Raw genomic sequence first — 21,741 nt, forward strand, 5'->3', positions numbered from 1 at the left:
CGGAGAAGCTGCGGTGGTGTGGCGGGGTGCTGGGTGGCTGGTCGGGGTCGTGCTGCGGAGTGTCAGGCTCCGGCCGGTCAGGCCGGGGGTGCGGTGCCCCGGCGGCGGCTCGTGTACCAGACGAGCCCGGCGGTCGCCGCTGCCGCGCCCACCGCCGCCGCCGCGACCAGCGCGGGGCGGGTGGGCCTGCGGAAGGAGGGGAACCGCTGCTTCAGCCGGACCGGACGGTTGAAGACGAGCACCGGCCAGTCGCGCGTGACCGCCTCGCGGCGCAGCGCCCGGTCCGGGTTGACCGCGTACGGATGGCCGACGGACTCCAGCATGGGGACGTCGGTCGCGGAGTCGCTGTAGGCGTAGCACCGGGAGAGGTCGTAGCCCTCGGAGGCGGCCAGTTCCCTGATGGCCTCCGCCTTCGTCGGGCCGTAGGCGTAGTACTCGACCTCGCCGGTGTAGCGGCCGTCCGCGCCGACCACCATCCGGGTGGCGACCACGCGGTCCGCGCCGAGCAACTCGCCGATGGGCTCGACCACCTCGGCCCCCGAGGTGGAGACGATCACGACATCGCGGCCGGCTGTGTGGTGCTCCTCGATGAGGGAGGCCGCCTCGTCGTAGATGATCGGGTCGATCAGGTCGTGCAGCGTCTCGGCGACGAGTTCCTTCACCTGCTGGACGTTCCAGCCCTTACAGAGGGCGGAGAGGTACTCCCGCATCCGCTCCATCTGGTCGTGGTCGGCGCCGCCCGCGAGAAAAACGAACTGGGCATAGGCCGTCCGCAGTACGGCTCGCCGGTTGATCAGGCCGCCTTGGTAGAAGGACTTGGTGAAGGTCAGCGTCGAGGACTTCGCAATGACCGTCTTGTCCAGGTCAAAGAAGGCGGCTGTGCGGGGCAAGGAGTGGTTTTCCACGAGCAGAGCATAGGTGCCCGCCATTCGGCGTACGCTCGGGCGTGTGGGTTTGCCTGAGAAGGCTCTCGGGTACACCATGGAAGTCACGGATCGTTCGCGACCGTGCTAACCCGGTCCGGCTCCTCCCCCCCCGAGTCGGCCGGAGAGACGACCCCCGCTCTCCCCCCCGGCGGGGGTCGTCGCATGTCCGGACGGGTTTTCTCCGGTTGTGTGTGATCCATCGGCGCCACCCCCTGAACGATCGCCCGGAAGCCGGGCATCCGTCAGTTCGTCACCGTGCGTAGCGGTAGGGGTGCGTCAGGCAGTCACCGGTATGGGCTACCGAGATATTCACAGGTGGCTAGTTGTCCACAGTTTTCTAGCAAGATCCACACGATTTTCCCGTGCGTCCCATGGTGATTCCACCCGCGTAGTTCGGGGTCCACCCGCGTAGTTCGCGGGTGACGGGAATCACGGATCTCGTTTCGAGACGAGATCGACGTATGCAAGGGGTGAAGTCGTGGCTGGATCTCTCACGTCCGGGGGCGCGCCGACCGTCGAAGAACGTCGGCCCGGCCCCCTGATCGTCACGGAGAATGGGGCGCTGCTGGATGACCTGCTGAGGCTGTGCGCGGCGGCGGGGGCCGAGCCCGCGGTCCACCACAGGCCGTCGCTGGCACCGGGAGAGTGGGAGCGTGCCGCTCTCGTGCTCGTCGGGGACGACTCGGTACGCCGCTGCCGGGGTTCCGCACGCCGTCCCGGTGTCCTGCTGGTCGGCCATGACCAGGACGATCCCGGAGTGTGGCGCGCGGCCGTGGAGATCGGGGCCGAGGCGGTGCTCCGGCTGCCCGAGGCGGAGGGCTGGCTCGCCGACCGGATCGCCGATGTGGCCGAAGGCGTCGGTGAACAGGCGCTGACGGTCGGGGTGGTCGGCGGCCGGGGAGGGGCCGGGGCGTCCACGCTGGCCTGCGCCCTCGCGGTCACCGCCGCACAGGCGGGCACACGGACCGTGCTCGTCGACGGGGACCCGCTGGGCGGCGGCATCGACATCCTGCTCGGTGGTGAGCGCGCCGACGGGCGGCGCTGGCCTGACTTCGCGCGGTCCCAGGGGCGGGTGGCCGGGGGCGCTCTGGAGGAGTCGCTGCCCAGGCTGCACCGGCTGCGGGTGCTCAGCTGGGACCGGGGGGACGCGGTGGTGGTCCCGCCCGGGGCGATGCGTTCGGTGCTGGCCGCCTCGCGCAGACGGGGCGGGGTTGTGGTGGTCGACCTGCCCCGCCGGGTGGACGAGACCGTGACGGAGGCCCTGGTCCAGCTCGATCTCGCGCTCGTGGTGGTGCCTGGGGAACTGCGGGCCGTCGCGGCGGCGAATCGGGTCGCGTCCCTGGTCGGCATGGTGGTGCCGGATCTGCGGGTCGTGACCCGCGGACCGTACACGGCGGAGCTGGACAGTGCCTGGGTCGCGGCCTCGCTGGGGTTACCCCTGGTCGGTGAGGTGCCCTGGGAGCGGGGGCTGGGCACGGACCTGGACGAGGGGGTGCCGCCTGGCGCGGGCAAGGGGCCGCTGGCGAGGTTCTGCGCGGACTTCTGGGACCGGGTGCTGGACGGCGGCGGGGCCGGGGAGAGGGGGCCGGGGGCCGGGAGCGGTGCGCGGCGGATGCCGGCGCCCGGGAAGGGCGCGGCGCCGCGCTCGGGTCCGGGCGGCGGGCGGACGTCAGGTACCGGCGCAGCGCGAAGCCCGGACGTGGCGTCGGACGCGGGTGGATCGCCGGGTGCCGGTGCCGGTGCCGGTACGGGTGCGGAGTCGGGCGAGGTGCCAGGTGCGGCCGGACGTCCTGGGGACGCGCCCCAGGGCGGTGCGGCCGGACTGAGAGGGGACATCGGGACCGTACGCCCCGAACATCCCGTACGGGCGGTTCCCGCCGGGTCGGCGCATTCCGTACCGGCGGTGGCGGGGGTGGCGGCGCTGTCAGCGCCGCCGGTGGGGGTGACCAGCCGGGCCGGTCGGGGCGTCCCGACGGTCGCGGACCCCCGCTCCGCGCCGGTGAGCCGGGCTGTCCCGGGCGGGCGGCGGGCAGGGGACGGAGGCGGCTCCGGATGAGTACGAGGCTGCTGGACGGCGTACGGGAGCGTCTCGCGGCGAGCGGGGCGGAACCCACCCCGGCGCGCGTCGCGGCCGCTCTGAGGGCGCAGGAGCGCCTTCTGGGGGACACGGAGGTGTTGGGCGGCACGGAGAGGCTGCGGTGCGAGCTGGTCGGCGCCGGACGGCTGGAGCCGTTGCTGGCCGATCCCGCCGTGACGGACGTGCTGGTGTCGGCACCCGACCGGGTCTGGGTGGACCGGGGCCGCGGGCTGGAACTGACCGGGGTGGTCTTCCCGGACGCCGCGTCGGTGCGGCGGCTCGCCCAGCGGCTCGCGGCGGTCGCGGACCGGCGGCTGGACGACGCGCGCCCCTGGGTCGACGCACGGCTCCCCGACGGCACGCGGATGCACGCGGTGATCCCGCCTGTGGTGGTGGGCTCGACCTGTCTGTCGCTGCGGGTGGTGCGTCCGAGGGCCTTCTCGATGGCGGAGCTGACCGCCGCCGGGACCGTGCCGCCCGGAGGAGAGGGTCTGCTGCGTGCCCTGGTCGACGCGCGGCTGTCGTACCTCATCAGCGGTGGCACCGGTTCCGGCAAGACGACCCTGCTCGCCGGGCTGCTCGGTCTCGTGGGGGCGCATGAGCGGATCGTGCTGGCCGAGGACTCCTCGGAGCTGCGGCCCGACCATCCGCATGTGGTCCGGCTGGAGTGTCGCGCGCCCAACCAGGAGGGCGCGGGCCGGGTCACCCTGCGTGATCTGGTCCGGCAGGCCCTGCGGATGCGGCCGGACCGGCTGGTCGTCGGCGAGGTGCGCGGCCCGGAGGTCTCAGAACTCCTCGCGGCCCTGAACACCGGGCATGAGGGAGGGTGCGGCACGGTCCACGCGAACGCCGCCGCCGACGTCCCGGCCCGGCTTGAGGCACTGGGCACGGCCGCGGGTCTGGACCGCGCCGCGCTCCACAGTCAGCTCGCCGCCGCCCTCTCCGTCCTGATCCACCTGGTCCGCGACGGGGACGGCACCCGCCGGATCGCCGAGATCCATGTGCTGGAGCGGGACCGGGCCGGCCTGGTGGTGACGGTTCCCGCGCTGCGCTGGGGCGCGCGGGAGTTCGTGCGCGAGAGCGGCTGGCAGGCGCTGCGAGCGCGACTTGGAGGCGGCTCATGAGGGCGCTGGAGCCGCTTCACCTGGCGGCGGTGTGCGCGGGCGCGGCGGCCTGGCTGACCGCCGGGAGGGATCGCGGCCAGGACCGGGCGCGTCTGCTGCTGGCCGGTGGCGGCGTGGTGCGCGGGGAACCGGCCTGGTCGGCGCCGCGGCTCTCCGCTCTGCTCCGGGCGCGCCGCGAGTGGCTGTGTCTGCCCGCGGGAATGGTGCTGGCCGTGCTCGGTGGTTCGCCCCTGCCGCTGGTGGCCGGGGCGGTGGCGGTGCCCCTGCTGAGGGTGTGGCTGACGGCTCAGGAGCGTGCCCGGCGGCGTGAGCGGCGGGCCGAGGAGGTGATCGCCTTCTGCGGGGCGCTTTCCGGGGAGCTGAGGGCTGGGCTCACTCCCGGCCGTGCCCTGGTCTGGGCGGCCGGATCCACCGGCGGGCTGGGCCCGGGGGAGGCCGCGGTGGTCGCGGCGGCGCGGTTCGGGGGCGATGTGCCCCACGCGCTGCGCGGCGCGGCGGGGGAACCGGGTGCCGAGGGGCTGGTGGGTGTCGCCGCCTGCTGGCGGGTGGCGGTGGACAGCGGCGCTGGCCTGGCCGAGGGCCTCGACCGGTTGGAGGAGTCCCTGCGGGCGGAGCGTGACCACCACCGTGATCTGCGGGCCCGGCTCGCCGGGCCCCGGGCGACCGCCGCCCTGCTCGCCGTGCTCCCCGTCCTGGGCCTCGCCCTGGGCACGGCTCTGGGCGCGCAGCCGCTCAGCGTCCTGTCGTACACCCCGGGCGGCTGGCTGTGTCTGTTCGCCGGGGTGGCGCTGGAGGCGTCCGGTCTGTGGTGGGCGGTACGGATCGTACGGCGGGCCGAGGACGGGGGCGCGCGATGACCGCGTATCCGGTGACCGTGCTCATCGCGCTGGCGGCGGTGGTCCTCAGCTTCGGGCTCGCCGCCGCCGGGAGCCGTCGCCTGCGACGGGCCCGCGCGCGGGCCGAGGACGTCATGGGCGGGCGGAGGGTGCGACGGCGACGCCTGGAACCCGGGGTGTGGGCGCGGCGCTGGGCCGCGCCCCTGGGGGCCGTGGCGCTGGGATGGGCTCTGGTCGGAGGGGTGTACGGCACTGCCCTGGGGGTCGTCGTGGGCGCTGGCCTGTGGTGGTGGCGGGGCGGGCCGGGGCGGGCCCCGGGGGCGCTGCCCCGTGTGGGGCGGGCCGCCATGGGGCCGCGTGCCCCAGTCGGGGACCGGGGCGGCGGCGACGGTCCGAGTGGCGGTGCCCCTGAGGGCGCGTGCCAGGTGCCCCTCGCGGCCGATCTGCTGGCGGTCTGCGTGGCGGCCGGGGCCAGCCCCCGGGAGGCGGCCGAGGCGGTCGGGGAGGCCCTGGGCGGACCGGTGGGTGCCGGGCTCGCCCAGACGGCGGCGGAACTGCGGCTGGGAGGCGAACCGGACCGTGCGTGGGAGGCGTTCGGCCGACTGCCGGGCGCCGTCGAACTCGCCCGCTGCCTGGCCCGCGCCGACGCCACCGGCGCACCCGCCGCACGACCGGTGGCCCGGCTGGCCGGGCGGCTCAGGGCGGATCGCGCCCGTGCCGCCGCTGTCCGTGCCGCACGGGCCCAGGTGCTGATCACGGCCCCGGTGGGGCTCTGCTTCCTGCCCGCCTTCCTGGCGATCGGGGTGGCCCCCGTCGTCATCGGGCTCGCGGACGGGCTGCTGAGCGCCCCCTGACAGCAGCGCGGCGGCGCGGACTGACACGACAGCGCGGACTGACACGGCCTCGCGCTGACACGGCCTCGCGGCCATCCGAGAACACAACCCCTGTGACCCTGAGGAGGGACCACATGCGTCAATCGACCCCTGGACGTCTGAGGACGCTGCGTCGCGGGCCCCGTGGGATCCGTGGCGGTGACGCCGGAATGACCACCTCCGAGTACGCGATGGGGACCATCGCGGCGTGCGCCCTGGCGGCGGTGCTCTACAAGATCGTCACTAGTGCTGTCGTCACGGACGCCCTCACCTCGCTTGTGCGAAGGGCCCTCGATGCGCCGTTCTGATCAACCACGAGCCAGCGGCCCGATCCCGTCGCCGCGCCCCGCGCCCGGCCCAGTGGCCACCTTCTCGCGGTGCCCATGTGGGCGGTGGCACCCGCGACGGTCCCGGGCACATGGGCGCCCGGAGGAGTCGGCGGGATCGGCGCTGGCGAGGGGCCCGGGCCCGGAGCGGGTGAGGCGGGAACGGGATCCGGCGATGGCGTCGCGTGGCCGGATGACCCGGTGGACCTGGCGAGGCCGGGGTTCGGAGCCACGGCCGCGGGGCCGGGCCCCGGTACCGGGGGACCGGGGCTCGGTGACGGCGGAGGCCGCTGTGGTGCTGCCCGTTCTGGTGCTCTTCACCATGGCGCTCGTCTGGGCGGTGACGGCCGCCTCGGCCCAACTCCAGTGCGTCGACGCCGCTCGGGCGGGAGCGCGCGCCGCCGCACGCTCCGAGCCGCGCCCGGCGGTCCTGGCCGCCGCGCGTGCCGCCGCACCGCGCGGGGCCACGGTCACCCTGCGCCGCACCGGCACGCTCTGGCGGGTCCGTGTGGAGGCCCCCGCCCCGGGCCCCCGACGGCTCGCCCTGACGCTGCGCGCCGAGGCCGTCGCCTTCGCCGAGGACGACGGCCTCGCCACGGAGGAGGCCGGTCCCCATGCCCGGTGGTGAGACCCGTCGTACCGGTCAGCGGTCCGCACGGTACGGCGGACCGCCTGGCGCCTGGCGCCGATCCCGGCCCCGGCACGGCGGCCTCGCCCGGGACAGGGGATCCGCGACCGTGTACGCGGCCTTGGTGGCGATGGCGCTGTGCGGGGTGTTCGCGGCCGTGCTCGCCATGGGACAGGTGATGGCGGCCCGGCACCGGGCCGGGGGCGCGGCCGACCTGGCGGCCCTGGCGGCGGCCGACCTCGCCCTCAGGGGGTCGGGAACGGCCTGTGGGGTGGCCCGCGAGGTGGCCCGCGAGCAGGGCGCCGAGCTGGTGCGCTGTGTGCTCCATGGGGAGATCGCCGAGGTGACGGCGCGGGTCAGGGCGGGGCCCTATGCCCCGGCGGTGCGCGCGCGTGCGGGCCCAGGGGACGCGATGGGGGAGGACGCGCCCGGCCGGGGCCCGGGGAGACCGCCGACGGGTGGGCTCGGGGCGGTCCGGCGGGAGACGTCGCCCGGACAGGGCCTGGTGGCCGAAGCCGAGGTGTTGGGTGGGGCCGGGACGCATCTGGGGCGCGGGGCCAGGGTGGTGGATAAGGCCGGGCAGGTTCCGGGGCAGGCCGGACCGGGGGGCCGGGCTCATCTCACCGGAGGGGTCGGCGGGCGGTGGGGAAGCACGTCGGAGAGCGCCCTGGCCCGGGCGCCAGGACCTGCTCCGCGCGGACTCCCCGGCCGGGGAGAGCGGCGCCCGCCGCCGGGAGGGCAGCGCTCTCGCCCCCGCCCGGCCCGACTGCCCGCCGCCTGGCCGCACCGATGTGTCACCCGGGTCCTGGTGCCCGGAGAGCGCCCTTGGCCAGGGCGGCCCGGCGCCGGGCCGGGCGCCTTGGGAGCCGCGGCCGCTCCCGTACGGCCCGGGCCGTCGGGGAGCGTGATGCCGCGGGTGCCCCTCCCGGGTGCGCTACTCCGGTTCCGGGGCGGGCGCTCCCTTCAGCAGTTCGGTCAGCAGCCGGACAGCGGCCCGCTTGTCCAAGGGCTCGTTGCCGTTGCCGCATTTGGGGGACTGGATGCAGGAAGGACAGCCGGACGCGCACTCGCAGGCGGCGATGGCCTCACGGGTCGCGGTGAGCCAGGACCGGGCCGTGTGGAAGGCCCGCTCGGCGAAACCCGCCCCGCCGGGGTGGCCGTCGTACACGAAGACCGTGGGCAGCCCCGTGTCCGGATGCAGGGGCACGGATACCCCGCCGATGTCCCAGCGGTCACACGTGGCGAAGAGCGGGAGCATGCCGATGGAGGCGTGCTCGGCGGCGTGCAGGGCCCCGCCGAGTTGCTCCGGGATGATCCGGGCGGCGTCGAGCTGGTCATCGGTGACCGTCCACCACACGGCGCGGGTGCGCAGGGTGCGCGGTGGAAGGTCGAGTTTGGTCTCGCCGAGCACCTCGCCCGTGACGAGCTTGCGGCGCAGGAAGGAGACGACCTGGTTGGTGACCTCGACGGAACCGAGGCAGAGACGGCCCTGACCCCAGGGGATCTCGGTGTCGGTGTCGAGCACGGAGACGGAGGTGATGTCACGCGCGGTCGTGGAGTAGGGCGGTACGGCCTCCTCCACCAGGGCCACCGAGTCCTCCAGGTCCAGCCGGCGCACCAGATAGCTACGGCCCTGGTGGAGGTGGACGGCGCCCTCGTGGACCGTGGTGTGGGCGGCGGAGGCATCGACCGTGCCCAGCAGCCGGCCGGTGCCCTCCTCGACGATCTGGACCGGGCGGCCCCCCTCGCCCCGGATGTCGGCCAGGTCGGCGGCCCGTTCGCGCCGCGTCCAGTGCCAGCCCGAGGCCCGTCTGCGCAGCAGTCTGGCGGCCTCCAGCTGGGGCATGAGGCCCGGGGCGGCGGGGCCGAACAGCGCCAGGTCGTCCTCGGTGAGCGGCAGTTCGGCGGCGGCGGCGCACAGATGGGGCGCGAGCACATAGGGGTTGTCCGGATCGAGGACCGTGGACTCCACGGGCCGCTGGAAGAGCGCCTCGGGGTGGTGCACGAGATACGTGTCCAGTGGATCGTCCCGGGCCACCAGCACGGCCAGGGCGCCCTGGCCCGAGCGCCCGGCGCGCCCCGCCTGCTGCCAGAGCGACGCCCGGGTCCCCGGATACCCGGCGATCACCACCGCGTCGAGGCCGGAGACGTCGACCCCCAGTTCCAGGGCGGTGGTGGCGGCGAGCCCCAGCAGCTCACCCGAGTGCAGGGCACGTTCCAGGGCCCGTCGTTCCTCGGGGAGATAGCCGCCCCGGTAGGCGGCGACCCGCCTGGGAAGGGAGCGGTCCACCTCGGCCAGGCGCTCCTTGGCGATGACGGAGATCAGCTCGGCGCCGCGCCGGGAGCGGACGAATGCCACCGTCCGCACTCCCTGCACGGTCAGATCGGTGAGGAGGTCGGCGGTCTCGGCGGTGGCGGTACGGCGGACCGGGGCGCCCTTCTCGCCGTGCAGTTCCGTGAGCGGTGGCTCCCAGAGGGCGAAGACCAGCTCGCCCCGGGGCGAGGCGTCGTCGGCCACCTCCCGTACCGGCACGCCGGTGAGCCGTCCGGCGGCCACGGCGGGTTCGGCGGCGGTGGCCGAGGCGAGCAGGAAGACCGGGTCGGCGCCGTAGCGGGCGCATATCCGGCGCAGACGGCGCAGCACCTGGGCGACATGCGAGCCGAAGACGCCCCGGTAGGTGTGGCACTCGTCGATGACGACATAGCGCAGGGCGCGCAGGAAGGAGGACCAGCGGGGGTGGGACGGGAGGATGCCCCGGTGCAGCATGTCTGGGTTGGTGAGGACGTACGTGGCGTACTGACGCACCCATTCGCGTTCCTCGACCGGCGTGTCGCCGTCGTAGACGGCGGGACGCACCCGGGTGCCGAGCGGGGCCGTCAGCTCCTTGACGGCGCGGCACTGGTCGGCGGCGAGGGCCTTCGTCGGGGCGAGGTAGAGGGCGGTCGCGCCCCGCCCGTTCGGGGCCTCGGAGCCGTCCAGGAGGGCGGAGAGCACGGGGGCCAGATAGGCGAGCGACTTGCCGGAGGCGGTGCCGGTGGCGATCACGACCGATTCGCGGTCCAGCGCGTGCTCGGCGGCGGTCGCCTGATGGGCCCAGGGGTGCTCCACGCCGATCGCCCGAATGGCGTTGATCACTTCTGGCCGGATGCGGTCGGGCCAGATGGCATGGCGGCCCGGGCGCGGGGGCAAGTGCTCCGTATGAGTGATGCGCGAGGCCCGGCCCGCCCCGGCGGTGAGCCGGTCGAGTACCGCACCGGGGGAGGGGCGGGTGTCCCCGCTCTCGGGTGGTCGTCTGGGACGGAGATTCTTGGCCATCGGCACCGAGTGTGTCACTGGCGTGACGGACAATGGTTCCTAGGCGTCGTGCATGGCTGCCCGTAAGTGATTGAATGCCATCGCGGCTGGCGACCGTCCTCCGGCTCCGCCGGGGAGACCTGATCGGGGCGGCCGCTCGATAGCAAGGTGCTGGAGGACTCGTGGACCTGTCCCTGTCGACTCGCAATGTGTCCGGGCCCGCCGGCGACCGTACGGTCGTCGAGGTCGGTGGCGAGATTGATGTGTATACCGCGCCCAAGCTGCGCGAGCAGTTGGTCGAGTTGGTGAACGACGGGAGCTACCACCTCGTCGTCGATATGGAGGGTGTGGACTTCCTCGACTCAACCGGGCTTGGTGTGCTGGTGGGCGGCCTGAAGCGCGTGCGCGCGCATGAGGGGTCGCTGCGTCTGGTCTGCAACCAGGAGCGCATTCTCAAGATTTTCCGGATCACGGGCCTGACCAAGGTGTTCCCGATCCACACCACGGTCGACGAAGCCGTCTCCGCGGCCGACTGAGGCTGACCGGGGGCCGTCGGGCCCCCGGAGGAGAGAGGGGCCTTGGACGGGCGAGTCCAGGCCTCTGAGATGCACGCCCGTACGTTCTAGGGGGATCCGCGATGGCCACCGTCGAACTTCGCTTCAGCGCCCAGCCGGAGCACGTCAGGACGGCCCGTCTGGTGGCCGCCGCCGTGGCGCGCAGGGCCGGGGTCGACGAGGCCGTGCTCGACGAGGTCAGGCTCGCGGTCGGTGAGGCGTGCAGCCGCGCCGTGGGGCTGCACCGCGCCCATGGGATCACGGACCCCGTCCGGGTGGTGCTGACGGACGAGGAGAAGATGTTCTCCATCGAGGTCGGCGATGACGTTCCGGCCCCGGGTGGCGCGACGGTGGCGCCCGGGTGCCGTGAGACCCGACCCGCGCAGGACACCGCGGACGCCGAGGACACCGAGGACGAGATGGGGCTCGCGGTCATCAGCGGCCTGGTCGACGATGTCGAAGTGCGCTGCGACGACCGGGGTGGTGTCATCCGGATGAGCTGGCCGGCCACATCGGTCTCCGCGCTCCCCTGACCTGGGAGTGGCCCCTGAGGTGGCGATGGGTTTCCCTGGTCTGGGAGTGGTCCCCGAGCCGATGGCGGGTTCCCCCGGTTTGGGAGTGATCCCCGAGCTGACGTGAGTCCCTAGCCCGAGAGCGGTTTCCTGACCTGACCTGACCTGACCTGACCTCGGCTCGTTTTGGTCGTCGGATTCGTGGCGTGTCTTGGTCTTCGCGGTTCTGGCCCGTCCCTGCCTGGGGGCATCGGTCCCGTTCGGGTTCCTCTTCCGTCTCGGGTCTCCGTCGTCGCGGTGCTCCCTGTTCGGTCCACTGGCGCGTTCGGTGCTCCGTCCCGTCGGGTTCGGCGGGCCTCTCCTGCCAGGTTCGTTTCGCTGGTTCTGTCCTGTCGGGCCGTCATGTCAGGCCGTCGTGTGGGACCGACAGCCTTCCGGGGCCGTTCCGTGCGGTGGATCGCCTCCCGTGCTCCCCGTCGGTGTGATCCTTGTCCGCGGGCTCCGCGGGCTCCGCGGGCTCTGCCGCCCGGCGCGTTGCGATGGCCCGCCCGGGTGATCCCGTCAGGGCTCCCCGCTCCCTTGGCGGCCATCACCGTCGTGGTGCCTTCCGCCCTCTCCCCGCGCCGGGCCGCTCGTACCGCCGTATGCGTACGTGTGGACCTTCACCGCTGTCTTCGGGCGCGTGAGGGCTGGATGCGGGCCGGATGCGGGTCGGGCGCGGGTGCCGCCGAGCCCGGCTCCGTACCGCCGTATGGGTGCTGTCGATCCGTCGATCCGTCGATTCATCGGCCGCCGGTGGCGGTGGCGTTGGCAGGGTGGTGGGCGCGGGTTCGGGCGGGGGCATCACCGTGTGCCCGTGATGAGATCACCGATCAGGCCAGAGATCGCGTGACTGTTCTCTGTGATCTCCACAAAGGATCTTCCGTTGATATCCCGGACCGCCGGGATGATTGTCTTCTCGACGAAGTAGTGGCTGAGCAGGGGTTCTTTCCTTTTCTCTAGATCATCGATCAAGGGTCAATGCATTCGCCCCATTACCTCATTCGGGCAGGGTTTCGGAACTCGATCATTTGCTGAGTAGCCATTCAAGGTCCACAGCATGTGCAGCGCCCTGTTTTGATCAGGTTCCGCTCCCTACAATCCGTCCACATCTTGGGCTCTGGACGACGTCAAGGAGGACGAATGGCGGGGCTCTTCACTTCAGAACTAACTGATCATCACCCCACGTCGTACGCGGCAGCGGTGCTGACGGACGACAATCGTTTGATCATTATCGTCATTGCCGTGGTGGCCTTGGCCGCGCTGGTCGTGGCGCAATTGCTGGTGCGTCAGGTGCTCTCCGCTCCGGAGGGTACGGATTCGATGAAGAAGATCGCCTCGGCGGTGCAGGAGGGGGCGAACGCCTATCTCACAAGGCAGTTGCGCACCCTCGGTGTCTTCGCCGTCGTGGTCTTCTTCCTGCTCTTGCTTCTCCCGGCGGATGACTGGGCGCAACGGGTGGGGCGTTCGGTGTTCTTCCTGGTGGGCGCGATTTTCTCGGCGGCCACCGGATATATCGGTATGCGGCTGGCGGTACGGGCGAATGTCCGCGTGGCCGCCGCGGCACGTGAGGCGACCCCGGCACCGGGTGAGCCCGAGAAGGATCTGACCGCCGTCGCGCACAAAGCCATGAAGATCGCCTTCCGTACGGGAGGCGTGGTCGGCATGTTCACGGTGGGCCTCGGTCTGCTGGGCGCCGCGTGTGTCGTGCTGGTCTACGCGGCCGACGCCCCCAAGGTGCTGGAGGGCTTCGGTCTCGGAGCCGCGCTGATCGCGATGTTCATGCGTGTCGGTGGCGGCATCTTCACCAAGGCCGCGGATGTCGGCGCCGACCTCGTCGGCAAGGTCGAGCAGGGCATTCCCGAGGACGATCCACGCAACGCGGCCACCATCGCGGACAACGTCGGCGACAACGTCGGCGACTGCGCCGGCATGGCCGCCGACCTCTTCGAGTCCTACGCCGTCACCCTGGTGGCGGCACTCATCCTCGGCAAGGCGGCGTTCGGTGACGCCGGGCTCGCCTTCCCGCTGATCGTTCCGGCGATCGGCGTGGTCACCGCGATGATCGGCATCTTCGCGGTCGCCCCGCGGCGCGCCGACCGCAGCGGGATGACCGCCATCAACCGCGGGTTCTTCGTCTCCGCGCTGATCTCCCTCGCCCTGGTCGCGGCGGCGGTCTTCGTCTATCTGCCGTCCTCCTACGCGGACCTCAAGGGCGTCACCGACGCCGGGATCCGCGCCCATGAGGGCGACCCCCGGATCCTGGCCCTGGTCGCCGTCACCATCGGCATCCTGCTCGCGGCCCTGATCCAGCAGCTGACCGGCTACTTCACCGAGACCAACCGGCGTCCCGTGCGCGACATCGGCAAGACCTCGCTGACCGGACCGGCCACCGTCGTACTCGCCGGAATCTCCATCGGTCTGGAGTCCGCCGTCTACACCGCTCTGCTGATCGGCCTCGGCGTGTACGGGGCCTTCCTGCTCGGCGGCGCGTCGATCATGCTGGCGCTCTTCGCGGTCGCGCTCGCCGGGACCGGGCTGCTCACCACCGTCGGTGTCATCGTGGCGATGGACACCTTCGGGCCGGTCTCCGACAACGCCCAGGGCATCGCGGAGATGTCCGGTGACGTCGAGGGCGCGGGCGCGCGGGTCCTGACCGACCTCGACGCCGTCGGCAACACCACCAAGGCGATCACCAAGGGCATCGCCATCGCCACGGCGGTGCTCGCGGCGGCCGCGCTGTTCGGTTCGTACCGCGACGCCATCGCGACGGCGGCGCGCGACGTCGGGGAGAAGCTCGGCGATGGCGCCCCGATGAATCTCGTCATGGACATCTCGCAGCCCAACAACCTCGTGGGGCTGATCCTCGGCGCGGCCGTCGTCTTCCTCTTCTCCGGGCTGGCGATCAACGCCGTCTCGCGGTCGGCGGGCGCGGTGGTGTACGAGGTGCGGCGGCAGTTCCGCGAGCACCCGGGGATCATGGACTACACCGAGAAGCCGGAGTACGGACGGGTCGTCGACATCTGCACCCGGGACGCGTTGCGGGAGCTGGCCACCCCGGGTCTGCTGGCGGTGCTGACGCCCATCGCGGTCGGCTTCTCGCTCGGAGTGGGCGCGCTCGGGGCGTTCCTCGCGGGCGCGATCGGCACCGGGACGCTGATGGCGGTCTTCCTCGCGAACTCGGGCGGAGCCTGGGACAACGCCAAGAAACTGGTCGAGGACGGTCACCACGGCGGCAAGGGCAGTGAGGCGCATGCCGCCACCGTCATCGGCGACACCGTGGGCGACCCGTTCAAGGACACGGCGGGCCCGGCCATCAACCCGCTGCTCAAGGTGATGAATCTGGTGGCGCTGCTCATCGCGCCCGCGGTGATCCAGTTCAGTTACGGGGACGACGCGAGCCCGTTGACGCGGGCGCTGGTGGCCGTGCTGGCCATCGCCATCATCGTGGGCGCGGTCTATGTGTCGAAGCGGCGCGGAATCGCCGTGGAGGACGAGCCCGAGGCGGCCGGGCGGAGCGCGACGTCGCCGGATCCGGCGGTGGTCTCCTGATCCCCTGAAGGTCGGAGGGGAGGAATCGGAGCCTTTCCGAGGAGAAGGGCCGGTGCGGGTCTGAGGAGAGGGGCCGGTGCGGGCGGTCGGTGACCTCCGGTCCGCTGATCGCCCGCTGACCTCCGGTTCCGTGCTCGTGTTCGGGGCGGTACGGGGAGGGGCGGTGGCGGGCCGGGCGTTCCCGGGCCTTCCGCGCCCTCCGGCTCTCTCCTCGGTCCTCTCCTCCCGCTCCTCTGTCCGCTCCTCCTCCGGCTCTTCCGCCCGCTCCTCTCCGGCGGCGCTCTCCGGGCTCGGTCCCGGGGCGCCGCCGGGACATTTCCGGGGGCGGTACGGGGGTGGGTGCCCGGATCGTGTCCGGAGCGGCGCCAAGGAGAGGGCGGGGGGCGTGTTTTGGCGCGTCACCCGCCCTTCTTTCGGCCGCCGTGAGTCTTGTCTCCCTTGGTGCAAATGGCTTCAAAAGGTAATGAACCGGGTGGACGGCATGCGGCTGCCGTACGCGTGGCGTGTATGTTCCGGGGCCGAGGAGCCTTGGAAGGGACCGATCCGGTGAAGAAGAAGCTTGCGGTCGCACTGTCCGGCGGTGCGGTACTGGTACTGGCGCTGTCCGGTTGCAGCGACAACGAGGACAAGTTCACGGTCGACGACTGGGCCAAGAAGTACTGTGACGCCGCCAAGCCGCAGATCGAGAAGCAGGCCGCCGCCGAGCAGCTCATCCGCGCGACCGCCACGGACGGCAAGCCGACCGCCATCCAGGCCGCGGACTCCAAGGCGTTCCAGGAGCTCTCCGATGTGAACAAGGCGCTGGCTGTGGCCTTCCGCGAGGCCGGGGATCCGCCGGTCGACAACGGCAAGCAGCTCGTGCCCGCCGCGGCGGCCGAGCTGGACGCCAACGCCGCCTCCTACCTCGACCTGAAGAAGCAGATCGACGCGCTGGACACCGCCGACCAGCAGGAGTTCGCGGACGGCCTCCAGCCGGTCGCCGACGGGCTCGCCAAGATCGAGCAGAACCAGAGCGCGCGCAACAAGCTGCGCTCGGGGGAGACCGGCCAGGCCATGGCCAAGCAGACGGGCTGCAAGCCGCTGGCGGCGAAGGACCCGGCCGCGGGGGCGCCCGCGTCCTCCTGACACCCTCCTGACCCACGAGAGGGCCCCCGCGGAGCTCCGGGCCAAGAGAGGCGACGGGCGCTGCCGCCGGGGCCCCGGGCGGTTGTCAGTGGCGGGGGCCACAATGGGCGGGTGAGTACGACCAGTGTGATTCCAGGACTTCCCTCGCCCGCCAGCGCTCCCCTGTTGCGCGAGGCGCTGCTCGCCGGGGCCTTCACCGCCGATGGCCTGCTGGAGCTGCTCGGGGCGCCCGCGTACGCCGCCCTCGCGCGCGGCGAGACCGTGCCCGCGCTGCGCGCCACCCGGGGAGACGGGGTCCTGGAGACGCTGGTGCGGCTCTTCCTGCTCCAGCGGAGTGTGTCCGCCGAGCGGGCGCCCGCCGCGCTGCCCGTGGCGGCCGGGCTGGAGGACGGCTGGCTGGTGCCCGACGGGGACGGAGTGCGGGCGACGGTCGACGTCCGTCCCTATGCCGGGCCCGAGGGGCAGGACTGGTTCGTCGTGTCCGACCTCGGATGCGCCGTCGGCGGCGCGGGCGGCGCCGGTGGCCAGGGCGAGGGGGTCGTCCTCGGAGTCGGGGGCGCCTCCACCACGCTCGCCGGCATCACCGTGCGGACTCCCGTGGCCTCCGCGCTGGACCTGGGTACGGGCTCCGGTATCCAGGCGCTCTACGCGACCCGGCACGCCACCAGGGTCACCGCCACGGATCTGAATCCGCGCGCGCTCGCCTTCACCCGGCTCACGCTCGCGCTCTCCGGGGCCCCGGAGGCCGAGCTCCGGGAGGGCTCGCTCTTCGAGCCGGTCGACGGGCGGACATACGACCTGATCGTCTCCAACCCTCCGTTCGTGATCTCGCCCGGCGCCCGGCTGACCTATCGGGACGGCGGGATGAGCGGGGACGATCTGTGCCGCACGCTCGTCCAGCGGGCGGGGGACCGGCTCAACGACGGGGGGTATGCCCAGTTTCTCGCCAACTGGCAGCACATCGAGGGGGAGGAGTGGCAGGAGCGGCTGCGCTCCTGGGTGCCGCGCGGCTGTGACGCCTGGATCGTGCAGCGCGAGGTGCAGGACGTGACGCAGTACGCGGAGCTGTGGCTGCGCGACAGCGGCGACCACCGGGGTGACCCCGAGCGCTACGCCCGGCGGTACGAGGAGTGGCTGGATGAGTTCGAGACGCGGGGGACGAAGGCCATCGGGTTCGGCTGGATCACCCTGCGCAAGTCCGGTGCCGAACAGCCGTCGATCGTGGCCGAGGAGTGGCCGCACCCCGTGGAGCAGCCGCTCGGGGACGCCGTGCGGGCGCACTTCGACCGCCAGGACTATCTGCGCGGCCGTGATGACGCGGCGCTGCTGGCGGATCGCTTCACCCTGGCCGCCGAGGTGACGCAGGAGCAGGTGGGGCGGCCGGGCGAGGAGCATCCCGAGCATGTGGTGCTCCGTCAGCACCGGGGGATGCGCCGGGCCACCGAGGTGGACACGGTGGGCGGTGGGTTCGCCGGGGCCTGCGACGGGACGCTGAGCGCGGGGCGGCTGCTGGACGCCATCGCCCAGCTGATCGACGAGGACCCGGTGTTGCTGCGGGACCGCACGCCCCAAGTGCTGCGCCGACTGGTAGGGGAGGGGTTCTTGGAGCCGGTGTGACGATCAGCCTGGACGTGCGTATATCGCTCTCATTCTCCGTGTGGGGCAGGGAAGCGACGGTAAGCCGGTAGTGCCCCGGTCCGCCCCGTCGGTCCGGGTCGTGCCGTCGCCCTGCCGTGGCACTGGTCTAGGGCGTGGCGCCGCCCCGCTGGTCCGGGGCGGTCCGGTCCCGGCGTCCTTCGGTCCGGCCGTGCGCTCGGTCCCGCGCCGGTTGGTCCGCCCGCTGGGCACCTTCCGGTCGGCGCGGCCCGGCCGGGCCGCCGCGCGGGTGGATCACGCCTTATCAGCGGGGCGAATCGGCCATTGTTCGGTTTACGGCTGCCGGGGTCCGGAGAGCCGTGACAGCGCTGCCGCTCCCCCGCCCGGGCCCGGCTGGACGAGGGCGTACGGAGGCGAGGTCCCGCCGCCGGGGGAGCGCGGCGGCCAGGGTCCGGGGGAGCCAGGGGAGGGCGTCGACGCCAGGGGACGGGGCAGAGGGGGAACGAAGCGGGCGATCACCAGGCGCCGCACGCGTCGGCGCGCGCCGGGAAGGGCGCCATGTCACCGCTACACAGGTGAACCCACGCGTCGTTCATCCTGAATTCCTTCCGCCGACGCCCGGAGGTGCCAGCCTCGGGCGGGGGCACCCCCGCATCGGCCGGGGCACCCCCGCATCGCGCGGGCGTCGGCGGAAGGACGGGTGAAACGGGCATGGAGAGCGGACCGGCGATCTTCGCGGGAGTGGCGTTCGCGCTGTTCGGAGCCGGACTCCTGCTGTGGACGGGCGTGCGGCTGCGCCATGGGGCACCGGTCGCCCACGGGGTGAGCGCGACCGCCGCCGCCACCGTCACCTCGGTCTGCGGGGTGCTCTGCCTGGCGCTCGGCGTGTGGTGTCTCGGGCGGCTCTGAGCCGGACCCGGCACGCCGGCGGCCGCGGGGAGCCGGGTGCCCCGGGCACCGGCCGCGGGTCCGTCACCGGTCCCGGGCATCCGGCGGGGGCGGCGCCCGGCGCGGGGCGGCGGCGACCGAGGCGGTCACCACCGCTGACGGCGCGCCTCCCCTCCCGCCGCCACGGGTCCCCCGGCCCGCCGCACGGCCCCGTCGCGGGTCCGACCGGGCCCGGTCCGGCCGCGCGCCGGGCGGCGGAAGGAGGCCTCCGGTACGTCCGGGCGGAGGGCTCCGGACACCATGACGCCGGTCCGGGCGGCAGGAATAGCCGGACTCGGGTTACCGTTCGAGTGGCCGTTGTGGGCTTTCGCCGTTTGACACGGGGGCGGGTTGTACCGTCACACTCCGCAGCGGCAGCAGCACCACCCCCGTGCCACAGCGGTGCGCCACCAGCGCCGTACCGTCGTGACTGCCCATCGAGCGTCGACCGGAGAGAAGAGCGAAGTTGTCCCCGACCAGCGAGACCGCGCAGGGCGGCCGCCGACTTGTGATCGTCGAGTCGCCCGCCAAGGCGAAGACGATCAAGGGGTACCTCGGCCCCGGCTATGTCGTCGAGGCGAGCGTCGGACACATCCGCGACCTCCCCAACGGCGCGGCCGAGGTGCCCGAGAAGTACACCGGTGAGGTGCGCCGCCTTGGTGTCGATGTCGAACATGACTTCCAGCCGGTCTATGTGGTCAACGCCGACAAGCGGGCCCAGGTCAGAAAGCTGAAGGAACAGCTCGCCGCCTCCGACGAGCTGTATCTGGCCACCGATGAGGACCGCGAGGGCGAGGCCATCGCCTGGCATCTGCTTGAGGTGCTCAAGCCCAAGGTCCCGGTCCACCGGATGGTCTTCCACGAGATCACCAAGGACGCGATCCGCGAGGCCGTCGCCAATCCGCGCGAGCTGAACCAGCGGATGGTCGACGCGCAGGAGACCCGCCGTATCCTCGACCGCCTCTACGGCTACGAGGTCTCGCCGGTGCTGTGGAAGAAGGTCATGCCCCGGCTCTCGGCGGGCCGGGTGCAGTCCGTCGCCACCCGGCTGGTGGTCGAGCGGGAGCGGGAGCGGATCGCGTTCCGTTCCGCCGAGTACTGGGATCTGACCGGTACCTTCTCCACCGGCCGCCCCGGTGACCCCTCGGACCCCTCCACCCTCACGGCCCGGCTGCACACCGTCGACGGCCAGCGGGTCGCCCAGGGCCGCGACTTCGGTCCCGACGGTCAGCTGAAGTCCGGCCAGTCCCAGGTGCTCCACCTCGACGAGGCGAACGCGCGGGCCCTGGCCGCCGCCCTGGAGAACGCCGCGTTCTCGGTGCGCTCGGTCGAGTCGAAGCCGTACCGCCGCTCTCCGTACGCCCCCTTCCGTACGACGACGATGCAGCAGGAAGCCTCCCGGAAGCTCGGCTTCGGGGCGAAGGCCACCATGCAGGTCGCGCAGAAGCTGTACGAGAACGGCTTCATCACCTATATGCGTACGGACTCGACCACGCTCTCGGAGACCGCCGTGGCGGCGGCGCGGGCGCAGGTCACCCAGCTCTACGGGGCGGGCTATCTGCCCGACAAGCCCCGGGTCTACGCCGGGAAGGTCAAGAACGCGCAGGAGGCGCACGAGGCGATCCGTCCTTCGGGTGATCGTTTCCGCACACCCGCCGAGACCGGTCTCACCGGGGACCAGTTCAAGCTCTACGAGCTGATCTGGAAGCGGACCGTGGCCTCCCAGATGAAGGACGCGGTGGGCAACTCGGTCACCGTGCGGATCGCGGGGACCGCGAGTGACGGCCGCGACGCCGAGTTCACGGCCTCCGGCAAGACGATCACCTTCCACGGCTTCATGAAGGCGTATGTGGAGGGGGCCGACGACCCGAACGCCGAGCTGGATGACCGCGAGCGGCGGCTGCCGCAGGTCGCCGAGGGTGACGCGCTGGCCGCCGAGGAGATCACGGTCGACGGCCACGCCACCAAGCCGCCCGCGCGCTACACCGAGGCGTCGCTGGTCAAGGAGCTGGAAGAGCGCGAGATCGGCCGTCCGTCAACGTATGCCTCGATCCTCGGGACCATCCTCGACCGTGGCTATGTGTTCAAGAAGGGGACGGCCCTGGTGCCGTCGTTCCTGAGCTTCGCCGTGGTCAATCTGCTGGAGAAGCACTTCGGGCGGCTGGTCGACTACGACTTCACCGCCAAGATGGAGGACGACCTCGACTCCATCGCCCGGGGCGAGGCCCAGGCGGTGCCGTGGCTGCGCCGCTTCTACTTCGGCGAGGGCGGTGCCGAGGCCGGAGCCGCGGCCGCCGCGGGCAACGGCGACGGAGACCACCTCGGCGGCCTCAAGGCGCTCGTCACCGATCTCGGCGCGATCGACGCCCGCGAGATCTCCAGCTTCCCCGTCGGCAGCGGCATCATGCTGCGGGTCGGCCGGTACGGTCCGTACATCGAGCGCGGCGAGAAGGACGCGGAGGGCCACCAGCGCGCCGACGTGCCCGGCGATCTCGCCCCCGACGAGCTGAGCGTGGAGTACGCGGAGGAGCTGCTGGCCAAGCCGAGCGGTGACTTCGCGCTGGGCAAGGACCCCGTCTCGGGCAATGAGATCGTGGCGAAGGACGGGCGTTACGGCCCCTACGTCACCGAGATCCTGCCCGAGGGCACCCCGAAGACCGGCAAGAACGCGGTCAAGCCGCGGACCGCCTCCCTCTTCAAGTCGATGTCCCTGGACACCGTCACCCTGGACGAGGCGCTCCGGCTGATGTCGCTGCCCCGGGTCGTCGGCGCCGACGCCGACGGCGTGGAGATCACCGCGCAGAACGGGCGGTACGGCCCCTATCTGAAGAAGGGCACCGACTCGCGCTCCCTGGAGTCCGAGGACCAGCTCTTCACCATCACGCTGGAGCAGGCGCTGGCGATCTACGCCCAGCCCAAGCAGCGTGGCCGGGCCGCCGCCAAGCCGCCGCTGAAGGAGCTGGGCACCGACCCGGTGAGCGGGCGGCCGGTGGTCGTGAAGGACGGCCGCTTCGGCCCGTACGTCACGGACGGCGAGACCAACGCGACGCTGCGGACCGCTGACAGCGTGGAGGAGATCACGCCGGAGCGCGGGTTCGAGCTGCTGGCGGAGAAGCGCGCCAAGGGGCCTGTCAAGAAGAAGACGGCGGCGAAGAAGGCCCCGGCGAAGAAGACGGCCGCCACGACGGCCGCGGCCAAGAAGACCGCCGCGAAGAAGACGGCCGCGAAGAAGACGACGACCACGAAGGCGGCGGCCGCCAAGAAGACGGCCGCGAAGAAGACCGCCTCCGCGACGACGGCGAGCACGTCCACCTCGGAGGAGTGACGTCACTGCGGCGCGGTTCCACGGAAC

15 protein-coding genes and 2 pseudogenes are annotated in these 21,741 nt (G+C 72.7%); 14 read left to right on the top strand and 3 right to left on the bottom strand.

What is annotated here, in order from left to right; all coding sequences use genetic code 11:
• Window positions 1-77: 77 nt before the first annotated feature.
• Window positions 78-929 carry an HAD family hydrolase gene (locus ACFVIM_RS18140; RefSeq protein WP_384302262.1) on the bottom strand — a complete coding sequence of 284 codons (852 nt, stop codon included), beginning with the start codon at window positions 927-929 and terminating at the stop codon, window positions 78-80.
• Window positions 930-1,404: 475 nt separating this feature from the next.
• Here ACFVIM_RS18140 and ssd point away from each other — a divergent pair.
• From ssd to ACFVIM_RS18175, 7 genes and pseudogenes are all read left to right on the top strand, one after another.
• A pseudogene (ssd, locus tag ACFVIM_RS18145) lies at window positions 1,405-2,502 on the top strand (septum site-determining protein Ssd); the annotation flags it as partial.
• Between the two features lie 476 nt (window positions 2,503-2,978).
• Window positions 2,979-4,127, top strand: coding sequence for a TadA family conjugal transfer-associated ATPase (locus ACFVIM_RS18150; RefSeq protein ID WP_384302264.1), 1,149 nt, complete (start codon window positions 2,979-2,981; stop codon window positions 4,125-4,127).
• On the top strand, window positions 4,124-4,984 hold the full coding sequence (locus ACFVIM_RS18155) for a type II secretion system F family protein (protein WP_384302266.1): 861 nt from the start codon (window positions 4,124-4,126) through the stop codon (window positions 4,982-4,984). The genes ACFVIM_RS18150 and ACFVIM_RS18155 overlap by 4 nt, the downstream gene beginning before the upstream one ends.
• Window positions 4,981-5,817, top strand: a complete 837-nt coding sequence (locus tag ACFVIM_RS18160; protein ID WP_384302268.1) for a type II secretion system F family protein — start codon at window positions 4,981-4,983, stop codon at window positions 5,815-5,817. Before ACFVIM_RS18155 ends, ACFVIM_RS18160 begins: the two co-directional genes overlap by 4 nt.
• A gap of 113 nt (window positions 5,818-5,930) precedes the next feature.
• On the top strand, window positions 5,931-6,143 hold the full coding sequence (locus ACFVIM_RS18165; RefSeq protein ID WP_384302270.1) for a DUF4244 domain-containing protein: 213 nt from the start codon (window positions 5,931-5,933) through the stop codon (window positions 6,141-6,143).
• A 292-nt stretch (window positions 6,144-6,435) separates the two neighbouring features.
• Window positions 6,436-6,789, top strand: coding sequence for a TadE family type IV pilus minor pilin (locus tag ACFVIM_RS18170; protein ID WP_384302272.1), 354 nt, complete (start codon window positions 6,436-6,438; stop codon window positions 6,787-6,789).
• Window positions 6,776-7,180, top strand: a pseudogene (locus tag ACFVIM_RS18175) (Rv3654c family TadE-like protein); the annotation flags it as partial. The gene ACFVIM_RS18170 and the pseudogene ACFVIM_RS18175, both read left to right, overlap by 14 nt.
• Window positions 7,181-7,723: 543 nt before the next feature.
• Here ACFVIM_RS18175 and ACFVIM_RS18180 read toward each other — a convergent pair.
• Window positions 7,724-10,105, bottom strand: a complete 2,382-nt coding sequence (locus ACFVIM_RS18180; RefSeq protein ID WP_384302274.1) for a DEAD/DEAH box helicase — start codon at window positions 10,103-10,105, stop codon at window positions 7,724-7,726.
• A gap of 161 nt (window positions 10,106-10,266) precedes the next feature.
• Here ACFVIM_RS18180 and ACFVIM_RS18185 point away from each other — a divergent pair, with 161 nt between their 5' ends.
• The gene (locus ACFVIM_RS18185; protein ID WP_384302276.1) at window positions 10,267-10,620 is read left to right on the top strand and encodes an STAS domain-containing protein; all 354 of its coding nucleotides are present in this window, start codon (window positions 10,267-10,269) and stop codon (window positions 10,618-10,620) included.
• A 101-nt stretch (window positions 10,621-10,721) separates the two neighbouring features.
• Window positions 10,722-11,171, top strand: a complete 450-nt coding sequence (locus ACFVIM_RS18190) for an ATP-binding protein (RefSeq protein ID WP_384302278.1) — start codon at window positions 10,722-10,724, stop codon at window positions 11,169-11,171.
• An 822-nt stretch (window positions 11,172-11,993) separates the two neighbouring features.
• Here ACFVIM_RS18190 and ACFVIM_RS18195 read toward each other — a convergent pair.
• Complete coding sequence (locus tag ACFVIM_RS18195) at window positions 11,994-12,164, bottom strand: hypothetical protein (RefSeq protein WP_384302280.1); 171 nt, start codon at window positions 12,162-12,164, stop codon at window positions 11,994-11,996.
• A gap of 168 nt (window positions 12,165-12,332) precedes the next feature.
• On the opposite strand from ACFVIM_RS18195, the gene ACFVIM_RS18200 reads away from it, so the two are divergent.
• The 5 genes from ACFVIM_RS18200 to topA all read left to right on the top strand — a co-directional run bounded on the left by ACFVIM_RS18200 (window position 12,333) and on the right by topA (window position 21,714).
• Complete coding sequence (locus tag ACFVIM_RS18200; protein WP_384302282.1) at window positions 12,333-14,741, top strand: sodium-translocating pyrophosphatase; 2,409 nt, start codon at window positions 12,333-12,335, stop codon at window positions 14,739-14,741.
• Window positions 14,742-15,287: 546 nt separating this feature from the next.
• Window positions 15,288-15,866, top strand: a complete 579-nt coding sequence (locus ACFVIM_RS18205) for a small secreted protein (protein WP_384302284.1) — start codon at window positions 15,288-15,290, stop codon at window positions 15,864-15,866.
• 111 nt (window positions 15,867-15,977) lie between these two features.
• Window positions 15,978-17,483 (top strand): methyltransferase, encoded by a 1,506-nt coding sequence (locus ACFVIM_RS18210; protein ID WP_384302285.1) that lies wholly within the window; start codon window positions 15,978-15,980, stop codon window positions 17,481-17,483.
• Between the two features lie 690 nt (window positions 17,484-18,173).
• A complete protein-coding gene (locus ACFVIM_RS18215; RefSeq protein ID WP_384302287.1) occupies window positions 18,174-18,371 on the top strand; it encodes a hypothetical protein in 198 nt (65 codons plus the stop codon).
• Window positions 18,372-18,855: 484 nt separating this feature from the next.
• Entirely contained in the window at window positions 18,856-21,714 is a 2,859-nt protein-coding gene (topA, locus tag ACFVIM_RS18220; protein WP_384302289.1) for a type I DNA topoisomerase, read from the top strand.
• The last annotated feature ends 27 nt before the right edge of the window (window positions 21,715-21,741 follow it).

It is taken from the genome of Streptomyces sp. NPDC057638 (assembly GCF_042800315.1).
Classification (GTDB): domain Bacteria; phylum Actinomycetota; class Actinomycetes; order Streptomycetales; family Streptomycetaceae; genus Streptomyces.